Raw genomic sequence first — 19,236 nt, forward strand, 5'->3', positions numbered from 1 at the left:
ATTAGCTAATTTGCCAATCCGATATTATCATGACCTTATCAGCCCTCATTTAATGAACCGCATCGATAGACTTTTCGGAATTCTAGTGCTTTTACAATCGAAAAGATATGTAACGGCTGAGAAGATATCTACGCAGTTTAATATAAGCGTGCGTACGGTTTACCGGGATATGAAAGCCTTAGGAGAGCAGGGAATTCCATTAAGTTTTGAGCCTAATAAAGGCTATTTTATTGTACAGGGCTATTTTTTGCCACCTATTTCTTTCAACTCAGACGAGGCCAATGCCTTACTTTTGATGGAAAGGTTCTTAGAAGGCTTTGCTGATAAATCAATTACGCAGCACTATACTACGGCATTAAACAAGGTCAAAGCTGTATTAAAAACTTCCCAAAAGGAAAAGCTGGAATCACTTAATGAAAACATTAAACTACAACTGCCCGAACGCCTAAAGAACGACTTCGAATACCTTTCAGTACTACAAAATGCAATATCTGCCAAATGCATTGGAAATAACCTATAGAGACAACAAAGAGCAGATCAGCACCCGTGAAGTTGAACCGATTGGCCTCATCTTTTACGCTTTTAGTTGGCACCTCATCGGCTGGTGCCACTTGCGAAACGATTATCGTGATTTCAAACTCAACAATCTAATTAAGGCGATCTGTACCGAAAGAAGCTTCAGAAAAACAGATCATATGCAGGTGAGCGATTATATGAAACTGCTACCAGTGAACTATTAGCATGGGGCATGGGGCATAGCGCATTCCAAATTTACAATTCTCCCAAAGGGAGCCCTTCGGGGCAAACACATAATTTTTTTGGCACTGCCATAGGGTTGTCAGTGCCCTTACTTTTCTTTGTGTGACTGGTGAAACGTAAAGCTGTTTTACCAAAAATTAACGAAAACAAAGAAAAATTATGAAAATTTTAGAATTAGTATTAAAAGAGTTTGAACAAGAGGCTCAAACAACAAGAAAGATGTTAGCGCTTGTACCCATGGACAGGTTAGATTGGGCGCCGCATGAGAAAAGCATGAAAATGGGCGCCTTGTCTACCCATATCGCCGAACTGCCAAGTTGGGTAACACTGGGATTTGATACCGACGAGTTGGATTTTGCAACCGCACCCTACGAACCTACTTCAATCGAGAGCAATGCTGATTTGTTAGCTTTATTTGAAAAAAGCTACCGATCGGGCCAAAATAGTTTAATCAATGCAAGAGAAGAAGATTTAATTGGAAGATGGATTTTACGTACCGCAGATACCGTCCATGCCGATATGAGCAAATATGAAATTGTTAGGCACTCTTTTAGCCAAACTATCCACCACAGAGCGCAGCTTGGTGTGTATTTACGTTTATTGAATATTCCTATTCCCGGAAGTTATGGGCCTAGTGCTGATGACGCGACGTTTTAGCATGGCGGTGAGCGCATGGCGTTGGCCTAGCTCGCTATGCGCCTTGCGCTAATCGCTTATCTTTTAATGTGTTTTTATCTTACCTTTGTAATTCAATTACACATTCTACCCCAATGACCGATTCTACAACACGATTAAATAAATACATTAGCGAAAGCGGACTATGCTCTAGGAGAGCTGCAGATAGGTATATAGAGCAAGGTCAGGTTTTTATTAATGGCCGCAAAGCTAAAGTGGGAGACAAAGTGTTTTTTGGCGATCTGGTAAATGTAAATGGGAATTCAATAGAACCTAAACTGGCCGAGAATTCGATTCTTTTAGCTTATAATAAACCGGTAGGGATTACCAGTACCACTGAAGCAAATGTAAAAGGCAATATTGTAGATCATGTAAACCATAGCGAACGCGTCTTCCCCATCGGGCGATTAGACAAGGATTCGCAAGGTTTGATTTTTTTAACCAATAATGGAGATCTGGTTAATAAGATTCTAAGGGCAGGCAACAATCATGAAAAGGAATATATCGTTACGGTAAATAAACCTTTAACAGATCAATTTATTGAAGGGATGGCGAAGGGTGTTCCTGTTTTAGGCGTAATGACCAAAAAATGTAAGGTTATTAAAGAAAGTCCTTTTGTATTTAAGATTACATTGATCCAAGGTTTAAACAGACAAATTCGTAGGATGTGTGAACATTTTGGCTTTGAAGTTACCAAGTTGGAGAGAACCCGGATTATGAACATTACGCTCAAAGGTTTAGCCATTGGAGATTGGAGAGAATTAACAGAGCAGGAACAAACGGAGATATTTAAATTAGTAGCCAAATCTAGTTCAGAAAAGCCCGCAGCACCAAAAAGAACGACCAAAAAAGCAGGCCCAGAAAAAGAAGAAAAACCTGCACAACGTTTTTCGAAAAGCAAATCCTTTGCTCCAAAGGCAAAAGAGGAACGTAAAGGTGGTGGACCTTCAAGAAGCAGTGCAAGCAGCAATACAAACGATTGGTTTAAGAACAATGGACCTAGCAAGCGACCCACCCGCCCGTCAAATGGTAAACAAGGTACTGCAGGTGCGAAAGTTCGAAGTCCGAAAAGGAAATAGTTGCGTTACATGCTAGCTCCCCTGTAATCAATTTCTTATTGATGTATAGGTTGAAGAAGGAAATTATTGCGTGCAATATGTTTTTACCACCTTCAAACCTTTTTTCTTATCTTTGTATAAAGTTATTAACAAATAAGGCGATGGAAACATTAATTATGCACCCCGTAAATAAAGAGCAATTAAATGCACTTAAAGCTATTGCGAAGGCATTAAAAATAAATGTTGAAAGCGAAAAAAGCCCATATAATCCCGAATTTGTGGCAAAGATTAAAAAAGCAGAAAAGCGAGCAAATTACAAGACGGTTGATGCAAACGATATATGGGGAAGTTTAAACTTAAAATAGAGGAGCTAGCCGAAGAACATTTCAAAAAGCATTTTAAATCTGGAAATAGGGCAAGTATAAAAAAAATCGAAAAAATACTTGTTGAGCTAACCGAAACCCCATATACTGGAATAGGAAATCCTGAGCCGTTAAAATACGAATTAACAGGTTTTTGGTCTAGAAAAATCAATCAAAAAGATCGCCTAATCTATAAAGTTGAAGAAGACACCGTAATCGTGTTCATTATTTCTGCTATGGGACATTATACAGATAAATAATCATGTCAACACTTCAAATTAAAAAAATCGACATCCGTTCATTGGATCTGCAAGCTTTACAACAACATTTTGTGGAGATGAAAGAACCTGCCTATCGTGCAAAGCAAGTGTATCAATGGCTTTGGGAAAAATCTGCCCGTAGCTTTGATGAGATGAGCAATTTATCAAAAGATTTACGATTAAAATTGGGCGAAAATTATGCCATCAACGTTGTTGAAATAAACAATGCCCAATTTAGTAATGACCATACCATCAAAAATGCTTTTCGATTATACGATGGCAACATAGTTGAAGGGGTTCTGATCCCAACAGAAGAACGAATGACAGCCTGCGTAAGTTCGCAAGTGGGCTGTAGTTTAACGTGTAAGTTCTGCGCCACAGGTTATATGGATCGCAAACGGAACCTCAATGCGGATGAAATTTATGATCAGGTGGTGTTGATCGATCAGCAGGCAAAGAAGAATTACAATATTCCACTTACTAATATCGTGTATATGGGCATGGGCGAGCCCTTGCTTAACTATGCCAATGTGTTAAAATCTATAGAGCGGATCACTGCCCCAGATGGCTTAAACATGTCGTACAAACGAATTACCGTGTCTACAGCTGGCATCGCAAAAATGATTAAAAAATTGGGCGATGATGGCGCAAAATTTAATCTGGCACTTTCTCTTCATGCGGCCAATGATATAAAGCGCAATGAAATTATGCCCATTACCGAACATAATTCGTTGAAGGCCTTGGCAGAAGCACTGAAATATTATTTTCAAAAAACCAAGAATCCGGTTACCTATGAATACATCGTTTTTAACCACTTTAACGATGAGATCCAAGATGCTATAGAATTAGTTAAATTTTGCAAACATGTTCCCTGTAAGGTTAATTTAATTGAATATAACCCCATTCAATTTGCTGATTTCGTAAACGCAGAAGGCGATAAGATTGATGCCTTTGCTACTTATCTGAGGAACCATGGTGTTAATACAAATATCAGGCGTAGCCGAGGGAAAGATATTGATGCCGCATGCGGACAATTGGCCGTTAAGGAAACAGCTGGAGGAGAAGTCGGAAGTCAATAGGAAGTCGTTAGTCGGGTTAACTTAATTAACCCTAGCAATTCAGCAATTTAACAATACAGCAATCTTACGTATTTATTCCACTTTTAGTTTTTATTTTCCTAAATTGGAATATGATAGTCGTACCACGCCTTGCCTCAGATTTGATTAGCCTGCTTTTTCCGGTGCTATGCAATGCGTGCGGCACAAACCTGGTTAACGGCGAAGAGGAAATCTGTGTCAAATGTCTATTTGATCTTCCCTATACCGATTATCATCTTTATGCAGATAATCGAGTGGCTAAACAGCTATGGGGCAGGTTACCTTTTCAGGCGGCAACAGCGATGCTTTATTTCAAAAAGGGCACCAAAGTTCAGAATCTAATCCATAGTTTAAAATACAAAGGAAAAACAGAAGTTGGGGTTAAATTGGGGATCCTTTTAGGTGAAAGGCTTAAAAAAAGTGAGCTGTTTAAAGGCATTGATATTGTAGTACCTGTACCACTTCACCCTAAAAAGGAAAAGCAACGCGGGTATAATCAGAGCGAACATATAGCAACAGGCGTTGCTAACGCATTAGGTGTTAAGGTAAGTACAACGCATTTGGTGCGCACTAAAATTACGGATAGCCAAACCAAAAAATCACGGTATATTCGTTTTGAAAATATGCAGACTATTTTTAATGTCAATCAGCATAAACAATTAGAAAACCTACACGTTCTATTGATAGATGATGTAGTTACCACAGGTGCCACATTAGAGGCTTGCGGAAACGCCTTATTGGATTCGGGGATAAAAAAATTAAGTATTGCAGCTTTAGCTTTTGCAGAATAATTATGGGATCAAAATTGTTTCTTCTCTGTATAATTTTACTTGGTTTATTGGCTTCGTGCAATAAAGATGAGGAGTTAACATTCGATCCAAATGCAAAACTAAATTTTTCTTCAGACAGTGTCTTGTTTGATACCGTGTTTACCTCGGTAGGTTCTAGTAGCCGAAGATTGAAGATCTTTAACCCTAACTTAAAAGCAATTAATATCGAGAGTATCAAACTATCGGGGGGGAATACTTCGGCATTTAGCCTAAATATTAATGGTTTGGCAGCACCAGAGGCAACCAACCTCAAAATTAATGGCAATGATTCTATCAATGTTTTTGTGAAGGTCAATATTAATCCTACAGCACAAAATTTACCTTTTATTGTAGAGGATTCAGTTCAATTTTACTTCAATGGCAAAAAACATAGCATTCCCTTGGTGGCGTATGGTCAAAATGCTATTTTTATAAAAGACAATACCATCAGCGCGAATACGACTTGGAACAGCCGGCTTCCCTATCTCATCTATAAATCTGTAACGGTTGCTAAAGATGTGATCCTTACACTCGAACCGGGTACACGAATCTTGTTTCATGGTAATTCTACCATGAGTATTAAGGGTACATTAACCGCCAAAGGCAATAAAACAGATAGTATTTTGTTCGCTAGCGATAGATTAGAAAAGTTGTACAACGATGAATCCGGGCAGTGGAATGGGATCCATTTCTATCCAGACAGCAAGAACTCGCAGCTAAATTATGCGGTAGTTAAAAATGCCATAGCCGGGATAACGGTTGATTCACTATCCCTAAACAGCAATCCGAAGCTACTTCTAACCAATTCTATTATTAAAAACATGGAAGTTGTGGGCCTTTTGGGTTATCAAACTGAAGTTTCGGCCTTTAATAACTTATTTTTTAACTGCGGTCAGTATTTGCTCTATGGCGCCGGCGGGGGTACTTACAACCTCAAGCAAAACACCTTTGCTGGATACAACATAAATTTCGCCAGAAAAACAGCAGCGGTTTATCTTTCAGATTATATTAGCAGCACACAATCGTCTAATTTAAATGTTGATCTCTGTAATAACATTATTTGGGGCAATTTAATGGAGGAATTTTTAATTGATAAGAAATCTGCCACAACCACCGTAAATGCTCTGATTAAGAACAACCTCATTAAAACTTTGTTAAATACATACAATAACAATGGTAACATTTTAAATGTAGACCCTTCATTTGTAAAACCAGAGAAAGGGAACTTCAGATTAAATAAGCCCGGCCCAGCAATCAACAAGGGCTTTAACCTATCCAATGATGCCTATTTTTCAACTTTTCTTTTTAAAGATCTTGAGAATAAAGTAAGATTATTTCCTTCTGATATAGGCTGTTATGAGAATAATTAAAAAAATAAACTTTTTTTAAAACATTTTAACTGGCGAATACGTTTATATATCGAGAGCGTTAATTTAGATGGTAAGGGTCGATATTTCTTTGGAACTATCGGCCCTTTACTTTTTCATTAAGCTTAAAGGGAAGCGAAAAGGAAGTTTATTCAATTAAATAACCTCGCAAGTGCTTTGCTTTAGACCTTGGTCCCTTTTCCGAAATAAGTGCCTAAAACCGCTTTGATTTCTTCGGGATTAAATGGCTTTAAAATATGTCCATCCATTCCCGACTCCTTAAATTTCAGATTCTCGTTATGTAGTGTAGAGGCTGTTAAAGCAATGATCGGAAGTTTTTTATAATAATCCCCAGGTATTTCACGAATAATTCTTGTGGCATCAAAGCCATCAATCCCTGGCATTCTAATATCCATAAAGACTAAATCGTAACCATTGTTTACAATTTTATTGATCGCCTCCTCCCCATTGGATGCAAAATCTATAATTAATCCCCATTTGCTCAAAAAGCGCTTGGCAATTAAAATATTTACTTCATTATCATCTACTACTAGGATCTTTTTTCCCGTAAATAAACTGGGGATTGGGGCAATAGGTATAGGCTTAAAGGCGCTCGAAAGTGTATTAAATCTAATGGCGAATGAAAAGGTCGTCCCTTTTCCTTCTGTACTTTCCACTTTTATGTTCGAGTGGTATAGTTTTAACAGTCTTTTTGTTATTGCCAGTCCGAGGCCAGTACCTCCGTACTTTCTAGAGATATCCGTTCGGGCTTGGGTAAATGTCTCAAAAATGTACGATTGTTTGTCTTTTGGAATTCCTATCCCGGTGTCCTTAACTTCAAAATAAATTTGAGCATCATTATCCGTAAACTGTTTTAATTTAATGATCAGTTCTACTTTTCCTTTAGTGGTAAATTTAAGCGCATTTCCTAATAAGTTAATAATGATCTGGTAGAGGCGTGTTTTGTCTCCTAATAAAGGTTCTGGGATCCGATCATCATAAATGAGCACAAGCTGATTGCCGTTTTTACCCGCACTTACCTGGAGAGAATTGATAATATCTACACAAAGGGTATGTAGATCAAATGGATTAGATTCCAACTGCAGGTTTCCTGTTTCTATTTTGGTAAAATCAAGAATATCATTGATGATGTTAAGCAGATTTTCTCCAGAGAATTTTAAAATATTAAGGTCGTTTATTTGGGATGTCTTTGGGTTATTATCCAAAAGAAGGTGTGTCATTCCAATTACCGCATTTAAGGGCGTTCTAATTTCATGGCTCATTACCGAAAGGAACATTTCTTTTGCTTCACTTAATTGCAATGCCTGTTCTCGGGATTCGAGCATTTCTTTCTCCACCTGCTTACGTTGTGTAATGTCATAAATTAACTCAACCTGTCTTTCTACCTGTCCCTGCACGTTTAAGATGGGCGTATTAGCTACAGAGAGCCAAATCGGAGTGCCATCTTTTTTATGTGCCAACACCTCAATGTTGTAGGCCTGTTTGTTTGCCGCTTTTTTTCTTGCTTCGGTAATTATTTTTTGATCAGTTGCCTGTGATGACAATAGATCGCCCAACAGTCTACCTGAGAGCTCCTCCAAAGGATAACCTATCAGTTCCTCTAACGCTTCATTAACCCAAGTAATTTCTCCTTTTTCGTTGGTAATCGTAACACCCGTATTGGTTTTGCTTGCAACGAGTGATAAAATCTGCAGTTCTTCTTCAGCCTTTTTCTTTTCTGTAATATCTATAATAATCTCTACTTCGGTCTCTACCTTTCCGTCTTCGCCAAGTACCACCGTATTGTATATGGATAACCAAATCTGTTGCTTGTCTTTTCGGTAGGCTAAAATATCAACTGTAAACGATTGTTTCTGATTGGTGAGCTCTCGGGCATTTTCAATCAGCGACCAATCCGTATCCGGACCGCTAATGAGATCGCCCAATGGCTTGCCCTCCAAATCCTCTAGCGTAAACCCGGTTATTTTTGTAAATGCTTCATTAATCCAGGTCACATGATTTTGAGCATCATTAATAACTACGCCATTATTTACCTTACTGGCAACAAATGAAAGCTTAGTTAACTCATACTCAACTTTTTTTCTTTCGGTAATATCTCTTCCATAACAATACCATCTATTGTCTTTGGCAACCATTCCCCAACCAATCCATTTCACCTGCCCGGTTTTACTCACCAACCGAAAGTCGATACTAAATTGCTTTTCTTTGTTTTTTAGGCCCTTTTCTACAGTAGCAACAGTTTTTACAACATCTTCGCTATAGCAGTATTTCCACATACTTTGCCCGATTACTTCATCAACCTCGTATTGAAGCATGGGGGTAACCGCATCATTAATGAACAAGATGGCCCCTTCCCTATCTAAAATGCAATGTATTTCTGGAGAAACGGTGAAAATTCCAATAAATTCATCGAAGCGTTTCGTTTGCGCCTCTAGCTGGCTATTTTTCCTTTTTAGTGCCAATTGTGCCACTACCTGAACAGCCAGTGTTGCCAGCGCTTCTAGTTGATGATTGCTCAGATTTCTTGGTTTCCAATCTAATAATACCAAACAACCTAAAGAAAATCCTTCAGCATCCTTTAGTGGAGCACTTGCATAGAACTTTATTCCATTGCCTAGGGAGAGCATTGAATTGCTCGCCAACTCCGGTTCTGCAGACACATCTTGCACCACATAGATGTGATCATACATCATGGTGTATTGGCAAACCGTTACACTTCTGGGTACTTTTTTATATTCATCAGCAATCCCGACTACCGATTTTAGAATAATATCTTCTCTATCTACGAAAGATACATAGGCCATAGGAACATTGGCAATCTGTGCCGCCAATTTTACTAAATTATCAAGTTCATACTCCAGCCCTTCTCCCAAAATATCGTAAGAATACAATGCCGAAAGGCGTTGTTCTTCTTGCTCAGGCGAGAGAGTTGGGCTTGTAAACATAATTTAAAAAAATGCCTATTATTTATATAAGGGGAAACGACTCACTAAATTTAATACCTTTTCTTTAACCTTTTGTAGGTTATCTTCGTCGTTCGGACTTGTTAAAACCTCATCAATTAGCTCAACGATCTGTTCCATTTCGGTTTCCTTAAATCCTCTGCTGGTTATAGCTGCAGTACCCACCCGCATTCCTGAGGTTACAAATGGCGACTTATCGTCAAACGGAACCATATTTTTATTTACCGTGATATCTGCTTTTTCCAAAGCACCTTCGGCCACTTTGCCGGTAATGTTTTTGTTTCTTAGGTCGATAAGCATCAAATGGTTGTCCGTTCCACCAGATATTATTCCATATCCTTTTGCTACAAATGCTTTTGCCATAGCTTGGGCATTTTTACCAACCTGCTTAATATAATCCAAATATTCGTCTGTTAGGGCTTCTCCAAAAGCGATGGCCTTAGCCGCAATAATATGCTCTAATGGCCCACCTTGGGTACCTGGAAAAACCGCCATATCAAGTATTGCCGACATCATTTTCACTTCTCCCTTTGGAGTTTTCAATCCCCATGGATTCTCAAAATCTTTACCCATCATTATCATTCCACCCCTTGGCCCTCGTAATGTTTTATGGGTGGTAGTAGTTACGATATGACAATGTGGGAGTGGGTTGGCCAATAGACCTTTTGCGATAAACCCAGCTGGATGCGAAATATCGGCAAGTACCAAAGCACCTATTTGATCGGCAACTTTGCGGATAAAGGCATAATCCCATTCTCTCGAATAGGCTGATGCTCCACAAATAATTAGTTTGGGCTTTTCTGCAAGAGCAACTTCTTCTAACCTGGCATAATCAATTAGGCCATCTTCTTTTTTAACCCCGTAAAAATTGGGTTGGTAGAGTTTTCCAGAGAAATTAACAGGCGACCCGTGCGTTAAATGCCCACCATGTGAGAGATCGAATCCTAAAATCTTGTCTCCGGGCTGAATTACTGCTAACATTACCGCAGCATTTGCTTGAGCTCCCGAATGTGGTTGCACGTTAACCCATGCTGCTCCAAAAAGCTGTTTTGCCCTTTCAATAGCTAAATTTTCTATCTCATCAACAACTTGGCAACCGCCATAATAGCGTTTACCTGGTAAACCCTCGGCATATTTGTTGGTTAATACTGAGCCAGCTGCTTCCATTACCTGCTTGCTAACGAAGTTTTCTGACGCAATTAGTTCAAGGCCGTTTTCTTGCCTGTCCAGTTCCTTGTTGATAAGGTCGAAAATTATAGTATCTCGTTTCATTTATTATTTTGTTTTCGGTTTGTAAGTTGGAGCCTTTTATGCGTAAAATATTTGCTAATAGCCTGACTTCTATTTTAGTTATGTCGGGTTCACTAGAGGAAAGTATTCTCCGTAAAAATAATCAAATATTGCATAATTCAATTACCTTAATATAACATTGTGGTTAATAAGGTTTTGGGTGTTTTAACACGCTTTCCGCTGTATCTTGTGAAGACAATGTGAACAGCCTCCTTGCAAGGATGCCGCTACTCCCGATAGCTATCGGGCGTTAACGCGGTTCAATTATGAATAATCGGTATATCTATTCATCTGCGAGATCATTTTCTAAAGAATTCTTGATAAAAGTATAAAACAAAATACCGTACTTTGTATTTTAAAAATTTGCATGAAAGTTAAGACCGGACCGCTTTTATCTACAATAAATTACCCTGCTGATTTAAAGCAGTATACGGAACAAGATTTAGAGCAGATTTGCCAAGAATTACGCCAATATATTATTGATGTAGTAAGTGTAAATGGCGGTCATTTTGGCGCGAGCCTCGGTGTGGTAGAATTAACCGTTGCTTTACATTATGCCTTAAACACCCCTTATGATAGATTGGTTTGGGATGTAGGCCATCAAGCTTATGGACATAAGATTTTAACTGGGAGGAAAGATGAGTTCCATACCAATCGTATTATAAATGGCATTAGCGGCTTTCCAAAAATAAGCGAGAGCGAATATGATACTTTTGGCGTAGGTCACTCCTCAACTTCCATTTCAGCTGCTTTGGGTATGGCAGTTGCTTCCCACTATAAAGGAGAGAAAGATAGGCAACATGTGGCCGTAATTGGGGATGGCGCCATGACTGCAGGCCTGGCCTTTGAAGGCTTAAATCACGCAGGCATAGAAAATTCTAATTTATTGGTTATTTTAAATGACAACTGCATGTCTATCGACCCAAATGTAGGTGCACTTAAAGAATACCTAACCAGTATCACAACTTCGAAATCATACAATCGTTTTCGCGAAGACGTATCTCAAGTGCTTACCAAGATCTCAGAACTTGGACCGAATGCCCATAAATATGTTAAGAAGATTGAAAAAAGCATAAAAGGTACCTTATTACATCAAAGCAATTTATTTGAATCATTAAACTTCAGGTACTTTGGTCCGGTTGACGGGCATGACGTAAAACGATTAGCTTCAATAATAAAAGACCTATCAGCCATTCCGGGGCCTAAATTGTTACACTGTGTAACGGTAAAGGGCAAAGGATTTGCTTTAGCAGAAAAAGACCAGACCAAATGGCATGCGCCTGGCTTATTTGATAAAATTACAGGAGAGATCAAGAAATCTGTTCCCGAAAAACCCCAGCCGCCAAAATATCAGGATGTTTTTGGGCATACCATTGTAGAGTTAGCCGAGGCCAATAAAAAAATAGTCGGTATTACTCCTGCTATGCCTTCTGGTTCGTCATTAAATATCATGATGAAGGCCATGCCTGATAGGGCTTTTGATGTAGGGATCGCCGAGCAACATGCGGTTACGTTTTCTGCTGGCCTTGCTACCCAGGGTTTGGTTCCATTCTGTAATATCTATTCTAGTTTTATGCAGAGGGCCTATGATCAGGTTATCCACGATGTTGCCATACAAAATCTGAACGTAGTTTTTTGCTTAGATAGGGCCGGTTTGGCTGGAGCAGATGGAGCAACCCATCATGGTGCTTATGATTTAGCGTATATGCGCTGTATTCCAAACATGATTGTAGCCTCACCAATGAATGAGGAGGAGCTACGGAACCTCATGTTTACCGCCCAACAAGAAAACGTAGGTCCGTTTACCATTCGCTATCCCCGTGGAAATGGGGTAATGGCCGATTGGAAGCGCCCATTTAAAGCATTGGAGATTGGCAAAGGCCGAAAAATTTGTGACGGCGAGGATGTGGCCATTCTTTCAATCGGGCATGTGGGCAATTTTGCCGTAGAAGCTTGCCGTGAATTAAATAGTGAGGGCATTAATCCAGCACATTATGATATGCGTTTTGTTAAGCCTTTAGATGAACAATTATTGCATGAGGTGTTTAAACGCTATAGCAACATCATTACCATAGAAGATGGTTGTTTGCAAGGTGGTATGGGCAGTGCCGTTCTAGAATTTATGGCAGATCATCACTATAAAGCTAATATCATACGGTTAGGTATCCCTGATGAAATGATTGAACATGGCGAACAGCCCGAGCTATGGAAGCTTTGTGGTTATGATACAGAGGCATTGATTGATGCTGTAAAAAAAATAGCCATCAGCAGAACCACTAAAACAATCGCCTCCTAACGCCAACCCTGCCAACCTTCCGCAGAAGGATGGATTTACATTGAAACACAAACCAAAAACTATCCAGTGGAAAAACACTCAAAAATATATATCGCCGGACACAATGGTATGGTTGGTTCTGCAATTTTCCGCAAATTAAAAAAAGAAGGTTTTACTAACCTTATAGCGAAAAACTCGAGCGAATTAGATTTAAGAAACCAACAAGAAGTTGCTAATTTTTTCCATAAAGAAAAGCCAGAATATGTATTTCTTGCAGCTGCAAAAGTTGGTGGAATAGTGGCCAATAATACCTACAGAGCAGATTTCTTATATGAAAACCTGGAGATACAGAATAATGTAATCCATCAATCTTACGTAAACGGAGTAAAAAAGCTGATGTTTTTAGGCTCCAGTTGCATTTATCCAAAACTAGCACCACAACCTTTAAAGGAAGAATATCTGCTAACAGGATTGCTAGAGGAAACGAATGAACCTTATGCTATAGCCAAGATTGCAGGCATCAAGATGTGCGATGCGTATAGAGCACAATATGATTGTAATTTCATTTCGGTTATGCCTACCAATTTATACGGCTATAACGACAATTATCATCCGCAAAATTCTCATGTGCTGCCGGCCCTGATCCGAAGATTTGATGAAGCCAAAAAAAATAATGCAAAAGAAGTTTTAATCTGGGGATCAGGCACGCCAAGGCGAGAATTTCTTTTCGCAGATGATTTGGCAGATGCGTGTTTTTTCTTAATGGAAAACTATAATGAGCCTAGTTTTATCAATATTGGCACAGGTGAAGACCTAACCATAAAAGAATTGGCTCTCCTCATTAAAAAAATTATTGGTTATGAGGGCGAATTGACTTTTGATCCCAGCAAACCCGATGGAACCCCACGAAAATTAATGGATGTTACCAAGCTTCAGCAATTGGGGTGGAAATACAGGATCAGGTTAGAGGAAGGGTTAAAATTAGCTTATCAGGACTATCTGAAAGATAAGTAGCCGAAGGATCGTTACGTATTAAGCCCGGATAATAAAACGCCAAACAATTAAAAATCCTGGTAAATATTTCTGAATGTACTTCTTAATCCGAATGTTACTTGGCTTGTTCGATCAGTTCCAACACTATTTTTTTCTGTTCTTGAGATCCCACCCAATTCCACTCTCAAGTTGTACTTTGGATTTAACACATAAGAAAGCCTAACGTCGGCATAATAGAAATTTGTTTTTAGCCCACCTCCAGTAACATAACCGTAATCTTGTTTACGCGTTAAGTAGGATTCGTTGATATTTTTCCCGAAATTTTCACCATTTTGGTCTAGTCCATATTGAGCATAATTTAATTGCGCGTAAAAGCCCCATTTTCCTAATTGATAATTCCAAATACTTAAAAAATCTTTAAAATTGGCACCAAATGGGTGAGCCAGGGCTTCTGCATAATTCCCATAATTTAGGGTCGTCGTTTTTTGTGAATAGGTGAATGGGCGTGCCGTGTTAAACTCGAGCAAGTAATTTAAATTTGGAACCTTAAAGGCATCAAAGCCTCTGATTCCTAATTGAAATGCGGATTTATTGGCCCAATAACCGTCACCTTTGAATATCCTTTTAGCGGTAAATTCATCTAAAGCGAGTTGTCCATACACTGTTCCATTGCTGAAAAGCTTATACTTTGCAGTTAAACCTAAAAGCGCATTATCAGGAGAACCATCCATTCCCTCTACCGTCCTTAAAAAAATAACCGGATTTAAATACGCCACATCTAAGCCTCTTTTGCCAGTTGCATCACTATCCTGCCATATGATAGAATCAAAAAAGCCTAATGTTAAACGGTTGTTTACATTCCAATCAAGATAGTGAAATGCCCCCCACTTTCTCTTGTATCCATTATCCAAATAATACAGTGGATTTGAGGGATCGAATAATGGCGTTACAGGGTCCTGAAACTGGGCCCACATTACCATATACTTTACGTTGCCCAACGTAGAGGTTATTTTAAAATAAGGGTAGGCAGCAGAAACATCAGATAGCAATAAAGAACGATAGCCATCACCAATAAAGTTCTTATCATGCCCTAATGTAAAGGTAAAATGTTTATTGGCAGTGTAATTAATAAGTGCCGTAGCATAGGCAAAGTCTTTTACATTTCGGGGTGGATTCTCAAACTTAAACCTATCACTAATAATACCAGGTATTACTTTATTGGTATTGATGTAAGTGGTTAAATAGTTGTTAAACCTTGCCTGGTTCTCGAAGCCACTACTATAAAAACTAAATTTTTTACCAATATTACCGCCTATCTGATAGCCTCGTGTATTTAACCAGGTGGTAATTCCATGTTCTATATCCCTGCCAATCTGAAAATCGGGCAAAAAGTCGATGTACACATTAAAATCTTCCTTGTTTATTTCAACTAAATGTTCGTTAAACAATTTTCTTGTAACCCACGAATTTCTAGTTTGATCTGTGCCAAGTGAAAGTAGGGAATCTAATTTACGGCTTACTACGGTATCATCACCAATGGTAGGTTTTAAAGAGGTATGAAATCTCGTGTCCAGGCTGTATAATGATTTATTAAGCCTTTGATATTGATTATAACTATATGGGATAATCTGCTGAGCTTGGACTGAGTAGGTTACCACAAATAATAACCAACAACATAGGCGAATTTTCATAAGGAATACAAATTGATAACGTTAGTAGTTGAAGTTAAGATTGATGGTCAAGTTCTTCAAAAATAGAGTTTTTACTTTTATACTCCCTTACTAGCGCTTTCATTGCCATCACAACTTGCCTATCATCATTTTGATGGGCATAGTTTAGCAATGTATAGATCTGAGCCTCAATTTCGGAGAATACATATTCGCGAACTCTCCCAATCATGATTTTTTCATGGTGAGTTGGCATTGTATTTTCATTATCGTTTAATAATTCCTCAAATAATTTTTCTCCCGGGCGCAGACCAGAATACTGGATTTTTATATCCTGATTAGGTACCAATCCTGCTAAGCGGATCATTTTTTTCGCTAATTCAACAATCTTTACAGATTTACCCATGTCAAATATAAAAATCTCGCCTCCCTTGCCCATATATCCAGCCTCTAGAACCAATCTACATGCTTCGGGTATAGTCATGAAATAACGCGTGATTTCTGGATGGGTAACGGTTACAGGCCCTCCTTTTTCTATTTGTTGTTTAAAACGAGGAATTACTGAGCCGTTTGAGCCTAAAACATTGCCAAATCGAGTTGTAATAAATCTAGTGATGGGTTTTACATTTAAGTCGTTGATGTAACTTAATCCATTACTAAAAACGAAATCTTTGGTATTTAATGAATTATTTAAAGACTGGACATAGATTTCTGCGATTCTTTTCGATGCGCCCATCACATTTGTCGGATTCACGGCTTTATCCGTAGAAATCATCACAAACTTTTGAACCCCATGTTTTACGGCCAGATCGGCAATAGTTTTTGTGCCTAATACATTTGTTTTTATGGCTTCGGCCGGATTATCTTCCATTAAAGGAACATGTTTATATGCGGCAGCATGATAAACATAATGGGGCTTATAGGTTTCAAAAAGATAATCCATTCTTTTCATATCCTTCACATCCCCCACAAAAGCATGAAAGTTCGTATTATTATTTGTTTCTTCTAATTCTAGATAGATATGATGTAGTGCAGTTTCAGACTGGTCGCATAAAATGATCAGACCTGTTTCAAATTTCATCAATTGACGGATAATCTCACTTCCAATAGATCCAGCAGCACCCGTAATTAAAATCCTTTTTTCCTGTAGCTGCTTTTGAATGCCTTCAATATCGATCTGAATGGCTTTCCTGTTCAACAGCTCTTCGATATTGATATTTTGGATTTGCGTAGTGTGTAATTTTCCCCCAGCCCAAACATCAGCAGGTGGTATATTAAGTACAACTACGTCATTTTCTAAGCAAACATCAACTATTTGGTTCTTACGTTCATTTGGGATGGTATAAGCAGCAAAAATGATTTCATCGACCTCATGCTCCTTGATTAAATCCTCAAGCTTGCTCGCCGCCAAGATTTTAATCCCATCTATTGTTTTATCAACCTTACGTTCATCATCATCAACAAAGGCAATAATGGTTTTATTTACTTTATTATCATGATCGAATGTTCTTTTTGTAGCCAAACCCGCTTCTCCAGCACCATAGATAATCACCTTTCTTTTATCTAAATTGAGGTTTTTAATGTACAAGAAAAAGTATTTGATCATAACCCTATAGGTAATCAAGAATAAAAAGCTTGTTAGGCCATTTACAATGATTACTGTATTAGAAATATAGGCTTGTTGGGTAAAAGCAATAATGGCAAGATTTAAGAAGAAGAATATACCATTACTGATTAAAACGGCGAATAGGATTCTGAAGGTATCCTGGGCACTAGTATATCGAATTATACCAGAATAAGTTTTAACATTAAAGAATACAATGCAATTGATTAGAGTTAAAATCAGTACATTTCTACTAAATTCAATAAAATTAAGGTCAGTAAGGTCTAGATTAAATTTTAAAAAATAAGCAATCGTAAGGGATAAAATGCACGCACCTAAATCCAATATGAAGATAATCCAGCGAGGAACTATATTTATTTTAGTAAACAAGATTCGATAAGCTTAATTTCTGTAAAGTTAATATAAATTTTAAAGTTTTAATTCAAACTTTAATAAATAATAAGCAAGAACTCTGCCAAAATACCCATAAAATCGTTATTTAATATCTCAGAAGGTACTTTTTTGCAGGTGTCAAATTGGTCAATTTATAAATGCCACTACAGGGGCCTAACTAGTTATCCTGATATTTGTAAGGCTAAGGCAGGCATAAACGCTGTAAGGGCATGTCCTGCACCTATATATTTCATCACTACAAATATCCGCACTAATACGCAGGTAATTATCAACCAGGTGCTGATATACTACAGATAACTAAATTAAAATTAACATAAGTTGCTGATAATTAATTAAATATAATTATTACATTAGCTGTGGGAATAATTTAATTAAACCCTAGTGCTCAAGCCTACAGATAACAACAACTATTCATAATTATTTTCATGCTGTGAAACGAGAAAATCTCTTTGCACCACTGCCTGTACATGCCGAACTGGTGTTAAATTATTTACTTGGCTTCCATCCTTTATCAGAAGAATTTCAAAATGAATTTAAGTCTCAATTATTTGACCTTAAGGTAAAAAAAGGCACTTACTTAATTAAATATGGTGAAATATGTGAGCATTTTTATTTTATTATCGAAGGAATAGTTATTGGCCACACTCCCAGAAAAAACAAGACCCTCACTACTTTCATTTGCACAGATGGGGATTCGGTTTCTTCCATCTCGGGCATGTATGGGCAACAACCTTCAGGCGAGTCTTTATATGTAGCAGAAGATTCACATTTAATTGGTCTGCCCGCAAAAGCTTTACTAAACATCTTAGAGGTTTCGCTTGATATGAATATCATTATCAGAAAGATAGTAGAGATTTTTTATAAAGACGCAAACGAACGTTCAACAGTGGTTAGGATGGGCACTGCTCGGGAGAAATGCGACTATTATTTTGCCACTTTTCCTCACCATCATATCAATCGCATCCCCGCCAAATATATTGCAGACTTTCTGGATATCACCCCACCCACCTTGTATAAAATCCTAAAGGAAAAAGAAGCGAGCAAACTAGATGATCTTAGTGGTAAGAAGCAATTAGTAGAATCTTATATGATCGAAAAAATGGCGTTTAAACTGCCGGGTCTCAAATTAGTTCATATGTCCAATGATTTAAACATAGCCGTACATCAATTATCTTACCTCTTAAATTTCTATTATAAGCAAAGTTTTAATTCTTTCGTAAATACGTACAGGGTAGATTATATTAAGCAAAAACTACAGGATAAAAAGGAGTGGAAACACTTAAAAATAGAAGCACTGGGTAATGAAGGTGGATTTTCTTCAAGAAGTGCGTTTTTTGCTGCATTTAAAAACCACACTGGCCTAACACCAGCGGCATATGCGGCAAAATTTACGCGGTGAAACATGTTTTTTGTCGTTTGGTTTTGAAAATATACCAGAATCTAGTCCTGATTTATAAAAATGGACTACTTATAAGCCATTATTTCCATCAAATTTTATTTAAGCAATATATTTGTTTAAACAAATATCCCTAATGGTACGTCAAATTAAGTCGGCATGGAAACTTCCACAAAAGATTGGCTAAATCAAACTAAGACTTATAGAGATTGTCCGAGTTGTAAGAT

16 protein-coding genes are annotated in these 19,236 nt (G+C 37.9%); 12 read left to right on the forward strand and 4 right to left on the reverse strand.

The window, feature by feature from the left end; translation table 11 throughout:
- The first annotated feature begins 52 nt into the window (after nucleotides 1-52).
- The 9 genes from AC6H0V_RS12685 to AC6H0V_RS12725 all read left to right on the forward strand — a co-directional run bounded on the left by AC6H0V_RS12685 (nucleotide 53) and on the right by AC6H0V_RS12725 (nucleotide 6,390).
- Nucleotides 53-520, forward strand: coding sequence for a helix-turn-helix transcriptional regulator (locus tag AC6H0V_RS12685; RefSeq protein WP_497560556.1), 468 nt, complete (start codon nucleotides 53-55; stop codon nucleotides 518-520).
- The gene (locus tag AC6H0V_RS12690; RefSeq protein ID WP_497560557.1) at nucleotides 504-740 is read left to right on the forward strand and encodes a helix-turn-helix transcriptional regulator; all 237 of its coding nucleotides are present in this window, start codon (nucleotides 504-506) and stop codon (nucleotides 738-740) included. Before AC6H0V_RS12685 ends, AC6H0V_RS12690 begins: the two co-directional genes overlap by 17 nt.
- Nucleotides 741-918: 178 nt before the next feature.
- Nucleotides 919-1,416: a DinB family protein gene (locus tag AC6H0V_RS12695; RefSeq protein WP_497560558.1), complete on the forward strand. Its 498-nt coding sequence runs from the start codon at nucleotides 919-921 to the stop codon at nucleotides 1,414-1,416.
- A 113-nt stretch (nucleotides 1,417-1,529) separates the two neighbouring features.
- Nucleotides 1,530-2,513, forward strand: a complete 984-nt coding sequence (rluF, locus tag AC6H0V_RS12700) for a 23S rRNA pseudouridine(2604) synthase RluF (RefSeq protein WP_497560559.1) — start codon at nucleotides 1,530-1,532, stop codon at nucleotides 2,511-2,513.
- A 140-nt stretch (nucleotides 2,514-2,653) separates the two neighbouring features.
- Nucleotides 2,654-2,857: a DUF2683 family protein gene (locus tag AC6H0V_RS12705; RefSeq protein WP_497560560.1), complete on the forward strand. Its 204-nt coding sequence runs from the start codon at nucleotides 2,654-2,656 to the stop codon at nucleotides 2,855-2,857.
- Nucleotides 2,833-3,114 (forward strand): Txe/YoeB family addiction module toxin, encoded by a 282-nt coding sequence (locus AC6H0V_RS12710; RefSeq protein WP_497560561.1) that lies wholly within the window; start codon nucleotides 2,833-2,835, stop codon nucleotides 3,112-3,114. Before AC6H0V_RS12705 ends, AC6H0V_RS12710 begins: the two co-directional genes overlap by 25 nt.
- A gap of 2 nt (nucleotides 3,115-3,116) precedes the next feature.
- Nucleotides 3,117-4,193: a dual-specificity RNA methyltransferase RlmN gene (gene rlmN / locus AC6H0V_RS12715; protein ID WP_497560562.1), complete on the forward strand. Its 1,077-nt coding sequence runs from the start codon at nucleotides 3,117-3,119 to the stop codon at nucleotides 4,191-4,193.
- Between the two features lie 110 nt (nucleotides 4,194-4,303).
- Complete coding sequence (locus tag AC6H0V_RS12720; protein ID WP_497560563.1) at nucleotides 4,304-5,002, forward strand: ComF family protein; 699 nt, start codon at nucleotides 4,304-4,306, stop codon at nucleotides 5,000-5,002.
- Between the two features lie 2 nt (nucleotides 5,003-5,004).
- Nucleotides 5,005-6,390, forward strand: coding sequence for a hypothetical protein (locus AC6H0V_RS12725; protein ID WP_497560564.1), 1,386 nt, complete (start codon nucleotides 5,005-5,007; stop codon nucleotides 6,388-6,390).
- A gap of 179 nt (nucleotides 6,391-6,569) precedes the next feature.
- Here AC6H0V_RS12725 and AC6H0V_RS12730 read toward each other — a convergent pair whose 3' ends face one another.
- Together AC6H0V_RS12730 and glyA are read right to left on the reverse strand one after the other, a co-directional pair.
- Entirely contained in the window at nucleotides 6,570-9,353 is a 2,784-nt protein-coding gene (locus tag AC6H0V_RS12730; protein ID WP_497560565.1) for a PAS domain S-box protein, read from the reverse strand.
- 18 nt (nucleotides 9,354-9,371) lie between these two features.
- Nucleotides 9,372-10,643 carry a serine hydroxymethyltransferase gene (gene glyA, locus AC6H0V_RS12735; protein WP_497560566.1) on the reverse strand — a complete coding sequence of 424 codons (1,272 nt, stop codon included), beginning with the start codon at nucleotides 10,641-10,643 and terminating at the stop codon, nucleotides 9,372-9,374.
- A gap of 385 nt (nucleotides 10,644-11,028) precedes the next feature.
- Here glyA and dxs point away from each other — a divergent pair, with 385 nt between their 5' ends.
- Nucleotides 11,029-12,957: a 1-deoxy-D-xylulose-5-phosphate synthase gene (dxs, locus tag AC6H0V_RS12740; protein WP_497560567.1), complete on the forward strand. Its 1,929-nt coding sequence runs from the start codon at nucleotides 11,029-11,031 to the stop codon at nucleotides 12,955-12,957.
- Nucleotides 12,958-13,023: 66 nt separating this feature from the next.
- Nucleotides 13,024-13,950: a GDP-L-fucose synthase gene (gene fcl / locus AC6H0V_RS12745; RefSeq protein ID WP_497560568.1), complete on the forward strand. Its 927-nt coding sequence runs from the start codon at nucleotides 13,024-13,026 to the stop codon at nucleotides 13,948-13,950.
- Between the two features lie 47 nt (nucleotides 13,951-13,997).
- On the opposite strand, the gene AC6H0V_RS12750 is transcribed toward fcl, so the two are convergent.
- Complete coding sequence (locus tag AC6H0V_RS12750) at nucleotides 13,998-15,620, reverse strand: gliding motility protein RemB (protein WP_497560569.1); 1,623 nt, start codon at nucleotides 15,618-15,620, stop codon at nucleotides 13,998-14,000.
- A 34-nt stretch (nucleotides 15,621-15,654) separates the two neighbouring features.
- Complete coding sequence (locus AC6H0V_RS12755) at nucleotides 15,655-17,589, reverse strand: polysaccharide biosynthesis protein (RefSeq protein ID WP_497560570.1); 1,935 nt, start codon at nucleotides 17,587-17,589, stop codon at nucleotides 15,655-15,657.
- 454 nt (nucleotides 17,590-18,043) lie between these two features.
- Between AC6H0V_RS12755 and AC6H0V_RS12760 the strand changes: the two genes are divergently transcribed.
- Entirely contained in the window at nucleotides 18,044-19,012 is a 969-nt protein-coding gene (locus AC6H0V_RS12760) for a helix-turn-helix domain-containing protein (protein ID WP_497560571.1), read from the forward strand.
- The last annotated feature ends 224 nt before the right edge of the window (nucleotides 19,013-19,236 follow it).

The sequence above is a fragment of the Pedobacter sp. NO84 genome (assembly GCF_059703915.1).